This is a genomic window from Cocleimonas flava, assembly GCF_004339015.1.
Classification (GTDB): Bacteria; Pseudomonadota; Gammaproteobacteria; order Thiotrichales; family Thiotrichaceae; genus Cocleimonas; species Cocleimonas flava.
Genome location: NZ_SMFQ01000002.1, coordinates 267,084 through 284,263, shown reverse-complemented (window position 1 = coordinate 284,263; position 17,180 = coordinate 267,084). Strand labels below are relative to the sequence as shown.

Genomic DNA, 17,180 nt, shown 5'->3' with positions numbered 1-17,180 from the left:
TTGTTGGTATTGGTTAATTCTGACACTCTTTGTAAGGGAATGAAAAAAGATGAAATATAAAAAACAAACAGGAGAGAATCGATGGAGCATCAGTTAAAAAAATCAATACTAGCGACCTCAGTCGCTGTGGCATGTTTATTGTCTACCTCAGCGAATGCAACTAATGGTTATGCATCGCATGGTTTCGGAATTATACAAAAAGCGATGGGTGGAACCGCAGTTGCAGGTAGTGATAACGCGATGAATATGGCGACAAATCCAGCAGCATTATCATTCGGTGCGAATAACTGGACGGCTGGTTTGGATATTTTTGTTCCTGATAGAGGTACGAGTTATGATTCGCCTGAGTTTAATCCATCCATTTCAGGTGCCAGTCTCGATGGTAATGATGATAGCAATTTCCCCATCCCGGAAGTGGCTTTTCAAAAGCATTTAAACGATAAGTTTTCGGTAGGAATTGCGGCTTACGGAAATGGTGGTATGAATGCGACTTATGATCGTCCCATTTTTAGTCAGACTAATAATACCGGTATCGATTTTTCTCAGTTATTTGTCGCACCTAGTGTGTCAATGAAGCTGGGAGAAAAGAATAGTATTGGTGCTTCTCTTAACCTTGTTTATCAGCGAATCAAAATAGGTGGTGTAGATTCTTTTGCGCCGTTCAGTAGTGATGCAAATAATCTTTCCAATAATGGCTACGATGGCTCTACGGGTGCAGGTATTTCGCTTGGGTGGCAAGGTCAGGTAAACGATAAATTAACCCTTGGTTTGGCCTATCGTGGTAAGACCAAGATGAGTAAATTTGATAATTACAGTGGTCTATTGGCAGAGCAAGGTCGCTTTGATATACCAAGTATGATTACCGCAGGTCTTTCGTTTAAAGCTACACCTAAAACAACGATAGCTTTAGACTTTGCGCATATCAATTATACCGACGTTGCTTCTATTTCTAATAAGAATAATACCGCGCAGTTACAAGGGCAGTTATTACAAGGAGTTGCTCCAGCTGATTTGCAAGGTCCAAAACTAGGTGATGACGACGGTGCGGGCTTTGGTTGGAAAGATCAGAATATTATCAAATTGGGTGTTAAGCATCAGTTGAATAACCGATTGACGCTTTTAGCGGGATATAACCATGGTAAATCTCCGATACCTGAAACAGAAACAGCGTTTAATGTCTTAGCTCCTGCCACCGTTGAAGATCATATAACCTTAGGTATGGATTATAAGTTATCAAAAACATCTAATTTAACGTTCCAGTATATGCATGCTTTTGAGAATAAAATCAAAGGAGATGGTACCTTAACGGCTCAGGGGCCGGCTTCTCCGGGGTCGGTTATTCAGGTCGGACCAAATCCAATGACTGATGTTACTGCGGCAGATATTAGTATGAGTCAGAATTCATTTGGTATTGCTTACACTAAAAACTTTTAGGTTTTTGTTTTGGAAAAGTATTGAGTAATTTATAGAGATTGAGTGATTCACACTCCCCCTGCTTTTGGCAAAAAAGTGCCTAAAAGTAGGGGGGTGACTTAATTATGTTTAATGCTTAAAACTGGTGCTTTTCACAGGCTGTTAATGTGTTTTTCATTAGCATGGCAACAGTCATAGGGCCAACACCACCGGGAACAGGTGTAATCCATGAGGCTTTCTCTGCCGCAACGTCAAATTCTACGTCTCCTGCTAATGTTCCATCTTCTAGTCGGTTAACACCAACATCAATAACAACAGCGCCTGGTTTTATCCAATCGCCTTTTACAAGGCCGGCTTTACCGACAGCAACCACAACAAGATCAGCTTGAGATACTAGTTCTGGTGTATTTTTAGTAAAGCGGTGACATACGGTGACAGTAGCACCTTGAAGCAATAGCTCTAACATCATTGGTCTACCAACAATGTTTGATGCGCCGACAATAACAGCATTTAATCCTTTGGGGTTTACGTCGATAGATTCGAGTAATCTCATTATTCCATAAGGGGTGCATGGTCGAAGGCCGGGTATGCGTAAGGTTAAACGCCCTACATTTACTGGGTGAAAGCCATCAACATCTTTGCTTGGGTCAATGCGTTCAATAATTAACGACGCGTCTAAATGTTCGGGTAATGGGAGTTGAACCAGTATGCCATCGATAAAATGGTCTTTATTAAGTTGGTCGATCAGAGAAACAAGTTCGTTGTGAGTGGTTTCTTCTGGTAAATCGTAAGATCGAGAATAAATACCAACTTCGTTACATGCTCTGCGTTTATGGCCTACGTATACTTCAGAGGCAGGGTCATTACCTACAAGAATTACAGCAAGCCCTGGTGGGCGTTTACCTTGAGCGTTTCTCGCATCAATTGCTGTTTTTAGTTCGTTTCTTACTTCTGCAGAAACTTTTTTTCCGTCAATGATTTTAGCCGACATACTAGATATCCAATAAATGTTTAAACGTTGCTATTAGTTGTAAATTAAGCGTGTTTTTTTACGACATTACAAGAGCCAAACGAGAAGTTTATTAGCTTTAATGCCGATAATAAAACCTTGTTGGCTGTTGGAAAGTATCGTATGTAGAAATTCAGGATGAAACAAATGATATATAGCTTATGAACCAATAAGTCAGGCTTATCTTAAGATGGCCGCTTCTAGCGAGTGTTTGCAGGGATCTAGGTAAAATATTTAAAATAGAAAATAGAATGAAAACAGGTTTTTTTCTCATTAAATTATGTCAGAAAGATTTAAACTTAAAATATCTGCAAATATTGGGTTGACGAGGGTTATATTGATGCGTATCATTCGCGCTCTGCTGTTTTGGTAGTAGCTATTATTTATGTTTAATAGCGATGTGTCGGGGTATAGCGCAGTCTGGTAGCGCGCCTGCTTTGGGTGCAGGATGTCGGGAGTTCGAATCTCTCTACCCCGACCAATTTACAGCATTGAATAGATGTACGTGGTGGACTTTAATATTGCGCCTGTAGCTCAACTGGATAGAGCAACAGCCTTCTAAGCCGTAGGTTGCAGGTTCGAGTCCTGCCAGGCGCGCCATTAAGTGGTTAGCCATGGATTTATGGTGGGTATAGCTCAGTTGGTAGAGCCCCGGCTTGTGATGCCGGTCGTCGTGGGTTCGAGTCCCATTACCCACCCCAGATTTTTTTAAATTAAAGAAAAGAAGTAGTTTTGTTTTAATCACGCTTTTTTCTTTATTCAGGTTATACAAGCATTGAAATGCACTGTATAATCGCTTTCTTTTTGCGAGAGTGGCGGAATTGGTAGACGCGCTGGTTTTAGGTACCAGTATCTTAGGATGTGAGAGTTCGAGTCTCTCCTTTCGCACCATTATTTATAATAAGCCTGTTTTTATAACAGGCTTTTATTAAACTTTTATTCAACCATAAGAAGAACTCAGGGCATTTCGTGTGGCTTGAGATGAGGTTTATTGCATGCAGGTTTCAGTCGAGACTACCGGAAATATCGAACGTAAATTATCAATAACTGTGCCAGCAGAGCGCGTTGACGGGGAAGTAGATAAGCGTCTAAAGTCTATGCGCGGTAGAGTCAAGATCGATGGCTTCCGTCCTGGAAAAGTGCCAATGAGTGTTGTTAGTCAACAATACGGTGATTCTGTTTATCAAGAAGTTGTTGGTGAGATTTTTCAGTCTACTTTTTATGAAGCCGCAGAGCAGGAAAAGCTAAGAGTAGCTGGAATGCCTAAAATTGATGCGACTACTTTAGAGCCTGGTAAAGACCTCGAGTACACTGCAACTTTTGATATCTATCCTGAATTCGAAATCGGCGATATTTCAAAAATGACTGTGACTAAGCCAGTTGTAAAATTAGCTGCTGCTGATGTTGATGAAATGATCGAAACATTGCGTAAACAACAGCAAGACTGGAAAGAAGTTAAACGCGCTGCTAAAGAAGGTGATCTTCTGGTTGTCGACTTTAACGGAAAAATTGATGGTGAAGAGTTTGAGGGCGGAGCTGCTCAAGACTTCTCTGTTGAGCTTGGCGCGGGCCGTATGCTTCAAGACTTTGAAGATGCACTAACCGGAATGAAGCCAGGTTCTGAAAAAGAAGCTGATGTTACATTCCCTGAAGAGTATCCAGCAGAAAACCTTAAAGGCAAGACTGCGCAGTTTACATTGAACGTTAAGACAGTAAGTGCTCCTTCGTTACCAAAAGTTGATGAGGACTTCATCAAAAAGTTTGGCGTAGAAGATGGAACAAGCAAGAGCTTCAAGGCTGAAATCAAATCTAATATGCAGCGTGAAGTTGAGCAGCGTATTAAAAGTCGAATCAAACAGTCCGTAATGGAAGGTTTGCACGACTTGCATGAAATTGATCTGCCTACATCTTTAGTTGAAGATGAAATCAAGCAAGTACGTAGCGAGATGGAACAGAATTCTCAAGGTGCTGATATGTCATCTTTACCTGATGATATGTTTAAAGATCAGGCTGCGCGCCGTGTAAAGCTAGGTTTGATTGTTGGTGAAGTTATCACTAAGAACAAACTAGAAAAAGATCAGGCGCGTGTTGATGATATGTTGAATTCTTTAGCTGCAAGCTATGAAGATCCACAGGCATTAATCGAATACTATCGAAGTGATCAGCAGGCAATGCAAACTATCGAAGCTGCGGTTATGGAAGAAATGATCGTAGATTGGGTGTTAGATAAGGCTAAGGTAGAAGAAGAGACTGTTAAATTTACAGATCTTATGAATGCTCAGGCTTAATTGTTTTTACTTTAAAAATAATATAATCAATGTTTAAAGGAAATAATATGTCAAATACTCGTTTTCAAGATGAAATGCTCGGTGTAAATGGTATCTTGCCAATGCCGGGTGTTACTGAAACCGTGCGTGGTCAGGAAAGAGGTTCAGATATTCTTTCGCGCATGCTGAAAGAAAGAGTGATTTTTGTTGTTGGTCAGGTTGAAGATTACATGTCAACTTCAGTAATGGCTCAGCTTCTTTTTCTTGAAGCTGATAATTCTGAAAAAGACATCCATATGTATATAAATTCGCCGGGCGGAGTTGTTACTGCTGGAATGGCGATTTACGATACCATGCAATTTATCAAGCCTGATGTGAGTACATTGTGTGTTGGTCAAGCTGCTAGTATGGGTGCTGTATTGTTAGCCGGTGGCGCAAAAGGTAAGCGTTTTGCTTTGCCTCATTCTAGAGTGATGATTCATCAGCCTTTAGGTGGTTTTCAAGGTCAGGCTTCTGATATCGATATCCATGCAAAAGAAATTCTTAAGATCCGTAAAGAGTTAAATTCTGTTTTGGCTCATCATACAGGTCAAAGTTTGAAGACTATTGAGAAAGATACAGATCGAGATAATTTTATGGATTCGCAAGCGGCTAAAGCTTACGGTCTGATTGATGATGTATTAGATAGCAGAAGCAAGTAAAGCTATTCAAATAGACTAGAATTTTATTAAAAGCCTGAATCATCAGGCTTTTTTTATTGTTGAATATCAACTATTCGCCTATAAAATAATTAACCGACTTTATCTGTTCTTACTGTACATTTGAGTAGATAAGGATTAACTTTAGGGTTGGTATTAGGGGAAAAGTAAAATTGAGGTTTTTCGTCAATGAGCAAAGATAAGAAAGATGGGCAAAATGGCAAAGGTGACGGCAAGTTACTTTATTGTTCTTTTTGTGGAAAGAGTCAGCATGAAGTTAGAAAATTAATTGCTGGTCCTTCAGTATTTATCTGTGATGAATGTGTAGATTTATGTAACGACATTATCACTGAAGAGTTGCAAGAAAAAGATGAAGGTGAGAAGAGAAGTCTTCCAATCCCTAAAGAAATTAATGATTTCTTAAATGATTATGTCATCGATCAAAATGCTGCAAAGCGCGTATTGTCTGTTGCGGTATACAATCACTATAAACGACTGGAAAGTAATTCATCGAAAGATGATATCGAGTTGTCTAAAAGTAATATCCTATTAATTGGCCCAACAGGTAGTGGTAAGACATTATTAGCTGAAACGTTGGCTAGAATGTTGAATGTTCCATTTACTATGGCTGATGCTACTACATTAACCGAAGCGGGTTATGTGGGCGAAGATGTTGAAAATATCATTCAGAAGCTTTTACAGAAGTGTGATTATGATGTGGCTAAAGCAGAAACAGGCATAGTCTACATTGATGAAATTGATAAGATTTCACGTAAATCTGATAATCCATCGATTACTCGTGATGTTTCGGGTGAAGGTGTTCAGCAAGCGCTTTTGAAACTTATTGAAGGTACTGTTGCTTCTGTTCCTCCGCAAGGTGGTCGTAAGCATCCACAGCAAGAATTTTTGCAGGTAGATACTAAGAATATTTTATTTATATGTGGTGGTGCTTTCTCTGGTTTGGATAAAGTGGTTCTTGATAGAACATCTAAAGGTGGTATTGGTTTCTCGGCTGAAGTTAAAGCGCCTGATGATGATCGAGCTTTTGGTGATGTAATCAAGGAAATTGAAGCAGAAGACTTGGTTCGCTATGGTTTGATACCTGAGTTTGTTGGTCGTTTGCCAGTAATTGCTACTCTTGAAGAGCTAAATGAAGATGCTCTTGTGAGAATATTGACTGAGCCAAAAAATGCTTTAACTAAGCAGTATACAAAGCTATTCGATATGGAAGGGGCAGAGATAGATTTCCGTGACGATGCGCTACATGCTATTGCTAAAAAGGCAATGGAAAGAAAGACAGGCGCTCGTGGATTGCGTTCAATAATGGAAAAAATATTATTGGATACTATGTATGATCTTCCTTCAGAAAAAGATGTGACAAAAGTTGTTATTGATGAATCGGTTGTAAACGGGGAATCTCAGCCGTATCTTATTTACGAAAGTAAAGACGTCAAAAAGAAAGCATCATCATCTAAATGAAGTAGCAACAGCTGTTAGTTGTTTATTAGATGTTCAATAAAGCCTCGCAGTGAAAACTAGCGGGGCTTTATTTTATATAAGTATTGATTTTTTTCTAAAGCGTCCCAATCTAACTATTAGACTTCTGTGATTATACAGAGGTGCTTAAAAAAGAGGCTAAAATGGCTACTGAAAAAGAAAATAATACAGCGAATGCTGAAAAGAATATTAAGGGTATACCTGTTCTCACTCTAAGAGACGTAGTTGTTTACCCACATATGGTTATTCCATTATTTGTTGGAAGAGAGAAGTCTATTCGTTCTCTTGATGAGGCAATGGAAAACAATAAACAAATTTTACTTGTTGCGCAGAAAAGTGCAGAAGTAGACGAGCCCGGCCCAGATGATATTTTCGAAGTAGGAACTTTGGCTACAATCTTGCAGCTTCTAAAGTTGCCTGATGGCACTTTGAAGGTTCTCGTAGAGGGTGTGGAGCGTGTAAAAATTGCGTCTATGGATATCGAAGGTGAATACTTTACTGCAGATATTGATGTTATTCCTGTAGACGATAGTTTTGATAAAAGAAAAACAGAATTATTAAGTCGAGCTCTTGTTAATTTGTTCGACAAATACGTAAATTTAAATAAGAAAGTTCCGCCTGAAATATTGTCATCTTTGTCCGGTATTGATGAGCCAGATCGCTTGTCTGATGCTATTGCTGCGCATCTTGGATTAAAGGTTACAGATAAGCAGAAGATTCTTGAGATTACGTCAGTTAAAGAACGTTTAGAGCATCTGGTTAGTTTGGTAGAAGGGGAGATTGATCTTCTTCAGGTTGAAAAGCGAATTCGTGGTCGCGTAAAGCAACAGATGGATCGCAGTCAGCGCGAGTATTATCTTAATGAGCAAATGAAAGCTATCCAGAAAGAATTGGGTGACTTGGATGATGCACCATCAAATGAGCTAGAGCAGTTGGCAGAAAAGCTTGAAAAAGCGAAGATGCCTAAAGAAGCTAAAGAAAAAGCTGAAGAAGAACTGAAAAAATTGAAGATGATGTCTCCAATGTCAGCAGAAGCGACAGTGGTAAGAAACTATATCGATTGGATGGTTGGTTTGCCATGGAGTAAAAAGTCTAAAATTTGTAAAGACCTTGCTAAGGCGCAGAAAGTGCTTGATGAAGACCACTATGGTTTAGACGAAGTTAAAGAAAGAATCGTTGAATACCTTGCGGTACAGCAAAGAGTTAAGAAGCTAAAAGGTCCTATCATGTGTTTGGTTGGTCCTCCTGGTGTTGGTAAAACATCTCTTGGCAAGTCTTTGGCTAAAGCTACAGGTCGTAACTATACGCGTATGGCGTTAGGTGGCGTGAGAGATGAGGCTGAAATACGTGGTCATAGACGTACTTATATAGGTGCGTTGCCAGGTAAAATCATTCAGAATTTATCGCGAGTTAAAACACGTAATCCACTGTTCTTATTGGATGAAATTGACAAGATGGCTACCGATTTTCGTGGTGACCCTGCGTCTGCCATGTTAGAGGTGCTTGATCCTGAGCAAAATAATTCTTTTGCCGATCATTATCTTGAAGTGGACTTTGATCTCTCTGACGTAATGTTTGTTGCTACGTCTAACAGTATGAATATTCCAGGTCCGTTGCTTGATAGAATGGAGATAATTCGTATTCCAGGTTACACGGAAGACGAAAAATTGAATATTGCCAAGAATTACCTTGTGCCTAAGCAATTTAAAGATAATGGTGTTGAAAAAGGTGAGGTTACAATAAGTGACTCAGCAATTTTATCTATCATTCGTCATTATACTCGTGAGGCTGGTGTTCGTAGCCTGGAAAGAGAAGTATCTAAAATCTGTCGCAAAGTTATTCGTGAGCATTTACTTGGTAAGAAAACGAAAACATCTGTTACGGGAAGAAATATCTCTAAATACTTAGGTGTGCAACGCTTCGATTACGGTAAAGCAGATAAGAAGAATCAGGTGGGTCAGGTAACTGGACTTGCATGGACTTCTGTTGGTGGTGAGTTACTCACTATTGAATCTGTGGTTGTTTCGGGTAATGGTCATGTCAAGAGCACGGGTAGTCTTGGTAAAGTAATGCAGGAATCTATCCAGGCAGCTGAGACAGTTGTAAAAAGTCGCTCTCGTCATTTAGGTATTACACAAAAGTTCTTGAAGAAAAAGAATGTGCATATACATGTTCCGGAAGGGGCAACACCTAAGGATGGTCCAAGTGCTGGTGTCGGTATGGTAACTGCCATTGTTTCTTCTATGACAGGAATTCCGGTAAAAGCAGAAGTAGCGATGACAGGTGAAATTACTTTGCGTGGAGAAGTGCTTCCTATTGGTGGTTTAAAAGAGAAGTTATTAGCTGCGCATCGTGGTGGTATAACGACTGTTTTAATCCCTGCTGAAAATGAAAAAGATTTGGCTGATGTTCCGGATAATGTCAAAAAAGGTTTGAGCATTAAGCCAGTAAAGTGGATAGATGAAGTTTTAGAGATCGCATTAGAGTCGATGCCAGAAGAAATTGACGAAGAAGATGATCTTGAAGACGATGTAGATCAGTCTACCCAGTCTCAAAATAATCCTGATCAGGAAGAAGAGTCGCGCGCTCACTAGCGTGTAAATCACTGTTTTATACCTGTCTGAAAGCATATTATCGTGTTTTTGGGCAGGTATTCGTAAATCAATCTATTTAATTTATATTTTTTGATAGTTTGAGTTGAAACTTGCTATGCGCGCTGGTATAAATGTGCGGCTTGTGAGATGTGGCAGAGCTTATGCCACATAGCTTATATACTAATAACTCAAGAAATACATTGAGATTTTAATTTACATTGTTATTATCGATTATAATTATTGTCATAAATAATTATAATATGAAATTAATATTGCCACTATTTACATAAAGGAAGAATTTTATGAACAAATCAGAACTAATTGATGCTGTTGCTGCTAAGTCAGGGCTAACTAAAGCTGATACTGAAAGAGCATTTAAAGGCTTTGTAGAAAGTATCACTGAAGCTCTTCAAAAGGGCGACCAAGTTACTATGATTGGTTTCGGAACATTTCTAGTTCGTGAGCGTAAAGCACGTACTGGACGTAACCCACGCACTGGTGAAACTATCCAAATTAAAGCTGCAAATAATCCTGCATTTAAGGCTGGTAAAGCTCTAAAAGATGCAGTAAACTAGCGCGCTTTCTGAGGCCAGATGGTTGGTCTCGATCCAGTGGGTGATTAGCTCAGTTGGTAGAGCGTCGCCCTTACAAGGCGAATGTCGGGAGTTCGAATCTCTCATCACCCACCATTTTTTTTCACATTTTTTTAGAAAAAATGTAATGCGGAGCGGTAGTTCAGCTGGTTAGAATACCGGCCTGTCACGCCGGGGGTCGCGGGTTCGAGTCCCGTCCGCTCCGCCATATTAAGAAGGGTGCCCTTGGGCATCCTTTTTTAATAAAAAGTAGTATCTTGTTGTTTTTATCATTCGTTAGAATTGTATTTTCAACATGGTTTTAAAATAGTTTTAAAGTTTTTCCCACTTACTAAAAAGGTGACAATTTTTAGTAATTTTGAAATCAGTAGATTTCAGATTAGTGGGTGATTAGCTCAGTTGGTAGAGCGTCGCCCTTACAAGGCGAATGTCGGGAGTTCGAATCTCTCATCACCCACCATTTTTACATTTTTTTAGAAAAATGTGATCCGGAGCGGTAGTTCAGCTGGTTAGAATACCGGCCTGTCACGCCGGGGGTCGCGGGTTCGAGTCCCGTCCGCTCCGCCATATTAGAAAGGATGCCTTAGGGCATCCTTTTTTTTGTTTAAAATAAAGTGATTTTGATTTGAGGTGGGCTTTATTGATGGAAAGGATCGCGCATAAAATCGAGTATTTTAATAGCCACCTCCCCACTTACAGGCCTTTTTTTACTGAATTGATCTTTCTATTATTCTTAATCGAGGTCTTAAGGTGTTTAACTGTAAATATTATCGTTTGCAAAGCTTGTCTTTCTTGGTAACTACGGGCGCATAAGGTATCATTACGCGCTTAATTTATAACACTATATTACTGAGATAGGGCTTTTCAGTAATCTAACTTGATAACACAAAAGAGAAATTATGTTACAAAATATTCATGACAAAGCTAAAGGTTGGGTTGCATATTTAATCGTAGGATTTATTGCAGTTCCTTTTGCGCTATTTGGTATCAGTTCATATTTGGGTGGAAGTGGGTCTTTGGTTGCTGCAACAGTAAACGGTGAAGAGATTCAGGTCCAAGAAGTTCAAAATCTTGTATTGCAACAACGCCAAAGAATGGCTCAAATCTTTGGTGGAACGCTGCCACCAGGTTTCAATGAAGATGTTATAAAGCAACAAGCTTTAGATCAGGTTGTTAATCAGGCGCTGTTAAGACAAGAAGCTGCGAATAATGGATACCGAGCAAGTAACCAGGAAGTTTACGACACAATCGCAAATATTCCTGCGTTTCAAAAAGAAGGTCAGTTTGACCCTAAAACCTATGAGCTTTTACTGGAGTCACAAAGACGTAGTAAAAATAGCTTTGAGACAGAAATAAGAACGAGTATTTCTAATCAACAATTCTCTCAGGCGATTAGCAAAGCTGCTTTTCTTCCTGTTGAGGAAGTAGCACGCTATCAGGCGTTGCAGAATCAACAAAGAAATGCAGAAACATACACTTTGAAAAAAGCTGATTTTGAATCTCAGGTTGATGTAACTGCTGATGAAATTAAAGCGCATTACGATGCGAATCTATCAAATTACATGACAAATGATAAAGTTAAAGTAAGTTATGTGTTGTTAGAACAATCTGAAATAGCAAAAACAATACCTGTTGATGATGATGCGTTAAAGCTTTTTTACGATGATAATTTGAGTCGCTACACAGACCCAGAGCAGCGCCAAGTCTCTCATATCCTCATTAAAGTTGGTGAAGAAGATGGTGCAGAAGCAAAGGCTGAAGAAAAAGCGAAAGCATTGTATGAAGAAATTAAGGCAGGAACTAAAACTTTTGAAGATGCGGCAAAGACGGATTCTGATGATAAGTTAGCCGCTGAAAAAAGCGGAGACCTGGGTTTGATCGCAAGAGGCGAGATGGGTCCTTTGTTCGAAGCTGCAACATTTGCTTTGGAAAAAGGTGCGATGTCAGACGTTGTGAAAACCGAAGCTGGTTTTGAAATATTGAAGCTTAACGAAATTGTTGAAACAAAACAAAAATCATTCGACGAAGTTAAGACTGAAGTGGAAGAGCTCTACAGAAGAGAGCAGGCTGAAAAATTATTCCTGGAACAATCAGATCAATTGCAAACTCTTGCTTTCGAAAATGACAGCAGTCTAGACGGTGCAGCTGATGCAATCGGTGCAAAAGTTGAAACCTCTGACTGGATTCAGCGCGGTGAAACACCGAATCCTGAAAAGAAATATTCTTCATCAGCATTTATTCAAAGTGCATACAGTGATGAAGTATTAAATGAAGGGAAAAATTCAGAGTTAATAGAAATTGACCCTACCAAAGTAGCAGTACTTCGTTTGCAGGAGCATAAAGTTCCAGAGCAAAAACCTTTGGCAGAAGTGGAAGAGCAAATTAAGGCTAGTTTATTAGGTCAAAAATTGCGTAAGCTGCTGATTGAAAAAGGTGAGTCTGTGCTGGCTTCTCTAAAAGAAACAGGAGATTGGTCTGCGCTTGAGTCTATCGGCGCTGGTGCTGATAAGGTTGAGAATACTGCTGATGTTAAGCGTACGGATACGCGCTTAAATAATACGATTATCGATAAACTGTTTAGCATGGATAAGCCTGAGTCAGGTAAGAAAACCTTTGGGAATACGATTCTTCCTGATGGTGATTATGTGTTAATTGCTTTGACTGGCGTTAAAGACGGAGCAACAGAGCTAGATGATAATCTTAAAAATAGCTTTACTCAGATGGTGTCATCTCGTGAACAGGCTGCTGTTTTAAAGTCATTGCGTGAAAGTGCTGAAGTTGAGCTATTTCCAGAAAACATTCAGTAAATTAACACTTTTTACTGTTTGAAGAGTTGGTTTCATCGCTCTTTAAAGCTAAATACACCCCCCTACTTATATGGGGTTTTTAAGCCAATGACTCGCAAGAGCATTGGCTTAATTGATTCTGTGTTTGATGTAATGTTAATCTGATTACAATTTATTCCTTTTTTATTTTAATTCCAAGATCAAAACTTGCCATGAAAATACATTTAAAAGCACTAGGTTGCAGACTCAACGAAGCAGAGCTTGAGCAGTGGTCCAGAGAGTTCACAGGAGAAGGGCATAGGATAGTCAAGGATGCCGAAGTTGCCGATGTGGTGGTAGTTAATACCTGTGCTGTAACAACCGAAGCTACGAAGAAATCTCGTAAACTCATGAATCGTTTGCATCGTGAAAACCCTCAATCTAAATTGGTGGTGAGTGGTTGTTACGCGACACTTGAAGAAAAGGAAGTTGCAACACGAATTGGTGTGGATTTAGTCGTCAATAATCAGGATAAAGATCTGTTGCCTAGAAAAGTAATGGATGAGTTTTCAGCGAATACTATGCCATTAAATGCAATGGAGCCAGATGAGTCTTCTTTGTTTTTAAGGGGTAAGCATCGCGCATTTATAAAAATTCAGGATGGTTGTCGTTATCGCTGTACCTATTGCATTGTTACGGTAGCCAGAGGCGAAGAAAAAAGCCGTACAATGGCCGATATCGTTGATGAGGTTAATCATTTGCATCAGCAAGGTATTCAAGAGATTGTGCTGACAGGCGTGCATGTGGGCGGTTATGGTAGTGATATTGATAGCTCGCTGACTGATTTGGTGAAAGTTCTCTTGATAGATACTGATATACCTAGAATTCGTTTTGCATCTGTTGAGCCTTGGGATTTACCTGAAGACTTTTTTACTTTGTTTGAAAATAAGCGTTTGATGCCGCATATGCATTTGCCTTTGCAAAGTGGCGCAAATTCGGTTTTGCGCCGCATGTCTAGACGTTGCAAGGTTGAAGATTTTTCGACGCTTATTCAACAGGCAAGAACTGCAATCCCTGAGTTTAATGTAACAACAGATATTATTGTTGGGTTCCCCGGTGAGACAGATGAAGAATGGGCTTCTACATTGAAAAATGTTGAGTCGATAGGTTTCGGTCACATGCATATATTTGCTTTTTCTCCCAGAGAAGGAACTAAAGCAGCGGGTTTGCAAAATCAGATTGCTGATGAAATAAAAAAACAAAGAAGTCACGAGCTTCACTTGTTAGCAGATGAGTTAAAGAAAGACTTTCATCAACAGCAGATTAATCAACAAGTGGATGTCTTGTGGGAAGGTCAGAAAAACAATGAAGAGGGTAAGTTAGTCTATAGTGGTTACGCACCAAACTTCTGTCGTGTTGAATCTATTGGGCAAAATGATGTCTTATTAGAAGGTAGGGTAAAACGAACTCAGATTCTGGATTACTCATCGACTAAAAGCGTATTAATGGGAAAGGTATTGTAACAATGAAAAACACATTCAAAAAATTTGTATGTGTGTTGCCTATGCTGGTCATTATATTTTCTCTGGTTGCATGCAATGCGAATAAAGCAGAGTCACCAAAACAAGTGAGTCAGGCTTTTTGGCAAGCGATTCAAGATAGGGATATGGAATCGGCCAAGATCATGGCAACGTGGGATACGGTTGATTATTTGAAGTATTTGAACACCGATAAGCTACATCCAGAAAGATTTGAACTGGGCGAGCAAATGATAGGGGAGACACGGTCGGAAGTTTCAACTGTCCTCTATACAAGTGAAATGGGCGAGTCAGGGATTAAAATGCCTGGTGTCACTGTTCTTGTGAAAACAAATCACGGTTGGCGCGTGAATGTTAAAAAATCGATGACATCGGTAGTCAAATACACAGCAAATAATATTTTTGATCAGTTGAATGGCTTGATGCAGGAAGGCGTAAAAGGACTGGATGAGTCATTATCTGAGTCGATGAATGAATTGGGTCGTGTTATTGAAGAAGGTACGCAAGAATTAAAGAGAGAGCTCTCTAAGCCGTTGATGATGCCAAGTGATCCAATCCCTCAGGATGAGAAGAAACATTCTGGAAAACAAATCTAGCGCAAATCTATCAGCTGGGTTTCAGTTGCGATTAAATCGAGCCTTACATCCCAGTTTTCTGGGGTAAGCTCATCTATTTCCTGAAAGTCATAGGCAAAACCCATTAGCAGTGTTTTATTTTGTGTGCTTTTTTTAAAAGCAAAGCATCGATCATAAAAGCCACCGCCCATCCCAAGTCTGTTTCCATTTTTGTCAAAGCCAAGAAGTGGAACTAATACAAAGTCTAATTGTTCTCCACTGATTAAGTCGCTTTCTTCAAATATGGGTTCGGGGATAGAAAATCTATTGTTCTCAAATTTTGTATTAGGCGTTAACTCGCCAAATAACAAACCTTGCTGTTTGTCTGAGGAAAGTACGGGTAGATAGAAAGTTTTATTTGTAGCCTCTTTTTGGCTTAGCTTGATGAGATCAGCAGGGTCGGCCTCTCCTTTGACAGAATAGTAAGTGCCAATTTTTTTAGCGTGTTGGTAAGCATCAGAGGATATAACGGTTTCAACTATCTTTCTGGATTTTTTAGCTTGAGATTGCTTTGATAGCGATGATCTTTTTATCTTTAAAGAGTCTCTGAGTTGATGTTCCATAATTAAGAATTGCTAAAAATAATGAAGATTAAAAGGACATAAAAAAACCACCTAAAAGGTGGTTTTGATAACTAAGAGTAGCTTCTTCGTGAGCTCTTGGCAATGATGAGTCGCTTGCCTGGCCAGATTTTATTGCCTCTCATTTTGTTGAGGCGTTTTATGCGTTTAACTGTTGTTCCATGTTTACGTGCAATACGGAATAAGTTATCGCCTCGTCTAACCTTATGGTAGCGAAACTTACTGCGTTTCCCACGCGATTTGGCATATTTTCTAGCAGTAATATTATGTACATCTTTCGCAGGAGGTAGTGATTGTATCGCTTTGTGTAAACGACCAGCGTATCTGCGAGGAAGTGTTATTTTGTTTGAGTATCTTGGTGTAGTAATGCCGTGCAGATAGCCAGAATTAAGAGCCAGTAATTTGTCTGCAGGAACACCTGCGCGAGCAGCTGCTTTTCTGAGATTTACGGGTTTGTTTACATTGATGCGTGCTAGAGCAGGGCTGTTTGGAATACCTCTAAGGCGAACCTGGTAAGCGCTCGGGTTGCGATATATCTCTTTAAATGCAAGTAAACGCGGTACGTATTGCTTTGTTTCTCTTGGAAGGTCAAGGCTCCAGTAATCTGTTCTTTTGCCTCTGCTTCTGTTTTTCGCGATCTCTCTGTGAACTCTGTATTCACCACAGTTATAGGCAGCCAGAGATAGAAGCCAGTCGCCTTTAAATTCGCGATTTAATTGCTGTAAATAGTCCAGGGCAGCGCGTGTTGCCTGATGAGAGTCTAATCTAGCATCATAGCTTCGTGTTTGTTTTAAGCCATACCTACGACCTGTAGCAGGTATGAATTGCCACATGCCAGCAGCACCCGCGTGTGAAAAGGCAACATTCTTGTATGCGCTTTCTACAAAAGGGAGTAAAGCTAATTCAGTTGGCATTCTGCGACGGTTTAATTCGTTTACTACCATAAACAGGTAATCAGAAGAACGATCAGCTAGTTGTTGAATTCTTTGAGGGCTACGGGAAAATTCGCGCGTATATTTTTTTACCAGCGGTTGGTGTCTGTAATCACGGAATCTAAAGCCTTGGTAAACGCGATTCCAAAGGTTATGTTGCGAATTCTGTTGTTGAGTTCTCTGTAGGTTCGCTTTTTGGTATTGCTGTCTTTGAAGTTGTTGTATGCGTTGTTGGTGCGCCTTTCTTCTTGCTGCATTTTGTCTAAGAATTTGCTGACGTTTAGCAGCATAAGGGTCATGTTTAACTCTATTTGCAGCAGGGTTATTCGTAGCTTGTGTTCTGGGGATGTATGTTTGTTGTTGAGGTGTTCTCGCTGCGTTGTTTACAACTCCTAGCGCTCGAGCCGCATTTAGAATGCTTTGGTCATCGGTTGGATTTTGAGCAGAAACTAAGGTTGGAAGTCCATATATCGATAAAATTGATATAATAAAAGTAATAGTCACCCTGATTGGTGAGTGGTTGGTTTTCATCCCCGCGCCCTTAAATTTTAAATGCTATAAAAAAATAGAGTATACTTTTAGAGATAAAAATAATTATATATTTAAGATATTTTCATCTAAAGGTAACTCTATGGTATCCCCCGATATTACTATCAAATATAGTATGATATGGGCTTAA

The 17,180-nt window shown here is 39.6% G+C and carries 12 protein-coding genes and 8 tRNA genes; 17 read left to right on the top strand and 3 right to left on the bottom strand.

Annotation, left to right across the window (positions count from 1 at the left end):
* Positions 1-81 precede the first annotated feature (81 nt).
* On the top strand, positions 82-1,434 hold the full coding sequence (locus EV695_RS01395; RefSeq protein WP_131904126.1) for an OmpP1/FadL family transporter: 1,353 nt from the start codon (positions 82-84) through the stop codon (positions 1,432-1,434).
* A 115-nt stretch (positions 1,435-1,549) separates the two neighbouring features.
* Here the strand turns inward: EV695_RS01395 and folD are convergent, their stop codons facing one another.
* Positions 1,550-2,404, bottom strand: coding sequence for a bifunctional methylenetetrahydrofolate dehydrogenase/methenyltetrahydrofolate cyclohydrolase FolD (gene folD / locus EV695_RS01390; RefSeq protein WP_131904125.1), 855 nt, complete (start codon positions 2,402-2,404; stop codon positions 1,550-1,552).
* Positions 2,405-2,826: 422 nt separating this feature from the next.
* Here folD and EV695_RS01385 point away from each other — a divergent pair.
* From EV695_RS01385 to EV695_RS01310, 16 genes are all read left to right on the top strand, one after another.
* Positions 2,827-2,903 (top strand) — tRNA-Pro (locus tag EV695_RS01385).
* Positions 2,904-2,945: 42 nt separating this feature from the next.
* Positions 2,946-3,022, top strand: a tRNA-Arg gene (locus EV695_RS01380).
* Between the two features lie 25 nt (positions 3,023-3,047).
* Positions 3,048-3,123: transfer RNA gene (locus tag EV695_RS01375), tRNA-His, on the top strand.
* A gap of 105 nt (positions 3,124-3,228) precedes the next feature.
* Positions 3,229-3,313: transfer RNA gene (locus tag EV695_RS01370), tRNA-Leu, on the top strand.
* 104 nt (positions 3,314-3,417) lie between these two features.
* Positions 3,418-4,710: a trigger factor gene (gene tig / locus EV695_RS01365; protein ID WP_131904124.1), complete on the top strand. Its 1,293-nt coding sequence runs from the start codon at positions 3,418-3,420 to the stop codon at positions 4,708-4,710.
* 74 nt (positions 4,711-4,784) lie between these two features.
* Entirely contained in the window at positions 4,785-5,390 is a 606-nt protein-coding gene (gene clpP / locus EV695_RS01360; RefSeq protein WP_424273794.1) for an ATP-dependent Clp endopeptidase proteolytic subunit ClpP, read from the top strand.
* Positions 5,391-5,576: 186 nt separating this feature from the next.
* Positions 5,577-6,866: an ATP-dependent Clp protease ATP-binding subunit ClpX gene (gene clpX / locus EV695_RS01355; RefSeq protein ID WP_131904122.1), complete on the top strand. Its 1,290-nt coding sequence runs from the start codon at positions 5,577-5,579 to the stop codon at positions 6,864-6,866.
* 161 nt (positions 6,867-7,027) lie between these two features.
* Positions 7,028-9,478 (top strand): endopeptidase La, encoded by a 2,451-nt coding sequence (gene lon / locus EV695_RS01350; protein WP_131904121.1) that lies wholly within the window; start codon positions 7,028-7,030, stop codon positions 9,476-9,478.
* Positions 9,479-9,780: 302 nt separating this feature from the next.
* A complete protein-coding gene (locus EV695_RS01345; protein WP_131904120.1) occupies positions 9,781-10,053 on the top strand; it encodes an HU family DNA-binding protein in 273 nt (90 codons plus the stop codon).
* Positions 10,054-10,091: 38 nt separating this feature from the next.
* A tRNA-Val gene (locus EV695_RS01340) sits at positions 10,092-10,167 on the top strand.
* Between the two features lie 35 nt (positions 10,168-10,202).
* Positions 10,203-10,279, top strand: a tRNA-Asp gene (locus EV695_RS01335).
* Between the two features lie 176 nt (positions 10,280-10,455).
* Positions 10,456-10,531: transfer RNA gene (locus EV695_RS01330), tRNA-Val, on the top strand.
* Between the two features lie 30 nt (positions 10,532-10,561).
* A tRNA-Asp gene (locus EV695_RS01325) sits at positions 10,562-10,638 on the top strand.
* Between the two features lie 332 nt (positions 10,639-10,970).
* Positions 10,971-12,878 carry a SurA N-terminal domain-containing protein gene (locus EV695_RS01320; protein ID WP_131904119.1) on the top strand — a complete coding sequence of 636 codons (1,908 nt, stop codon included), beginning with the start codon at positions 10,971-10,973 and terminating at the stop codon, positions 12,876-12,878.
* Between the two features lie 191 nt (positions 12,879-13,069).
* The gene (gene mtaB / locus EV695_RS01315) at positions 13,070-14,359 is read left to right on the top strand and encodes a tRNA (N(6)-L-threonylcarbamoyladenosine(37)-C(2))-methylthiotransferase MtaB (RefSeq protein ID WP_131904118.1); all 1,290 of its coding nucleotides are present in this window, start codon (positions 13,070-13,072) and stop codon (positions 14,357-14,359) included.
* A gap of 2 nt (positions 14,360-14,361) precedes the next feature.
* Positions 14,362-14,970: a hypothetical protein gene (locus tag EV695_RS01310; RefSeq protein ID WP_131904117.1), complete on the top strand. Its 609-nt coding sequence runs from the start codon at positions 14,362-14,364 to the stop codon at positions 14,968-14,970.
* On the opposite strand, the gene EV695_RS01305 is transcribed toward EV695_RS01310, so the two are convergent.
* Together EV695_RS01305 and EV695_RS01300 are read right to left on the bottom strand one after the other, a co-directional pair.
* On the bottom strand, positions 14,967-15,551 hold the full coding sequence (locus tag EV695_RS01305) for a 5-formyltetrahydrofolate cyclo-ligase (protein ID WP_131904116.1): 585 nt from the start codon (positions 15,549-15,551) through the stop codon (positions 14,967-14,969). The genes EV695_RS01310 and EV695_RS01305 overlap by 4 nt on opposite strands.
* Before the next feature lie 71 nt (positions 15,552-15,622).
* Positions 15,623-17,032, bottom strand: a complete 1,410-nt coding sequence (locus tag EV695_RS01300) for a transglycosylase SLT domain-containing protein (protein ID WP_131904115.1) — start codon at positions 17,030-17,032, stop codon at positions 15,623-15,625.
* Positions 17,033-17,180 lie beyond the last annotated feature (148 nt).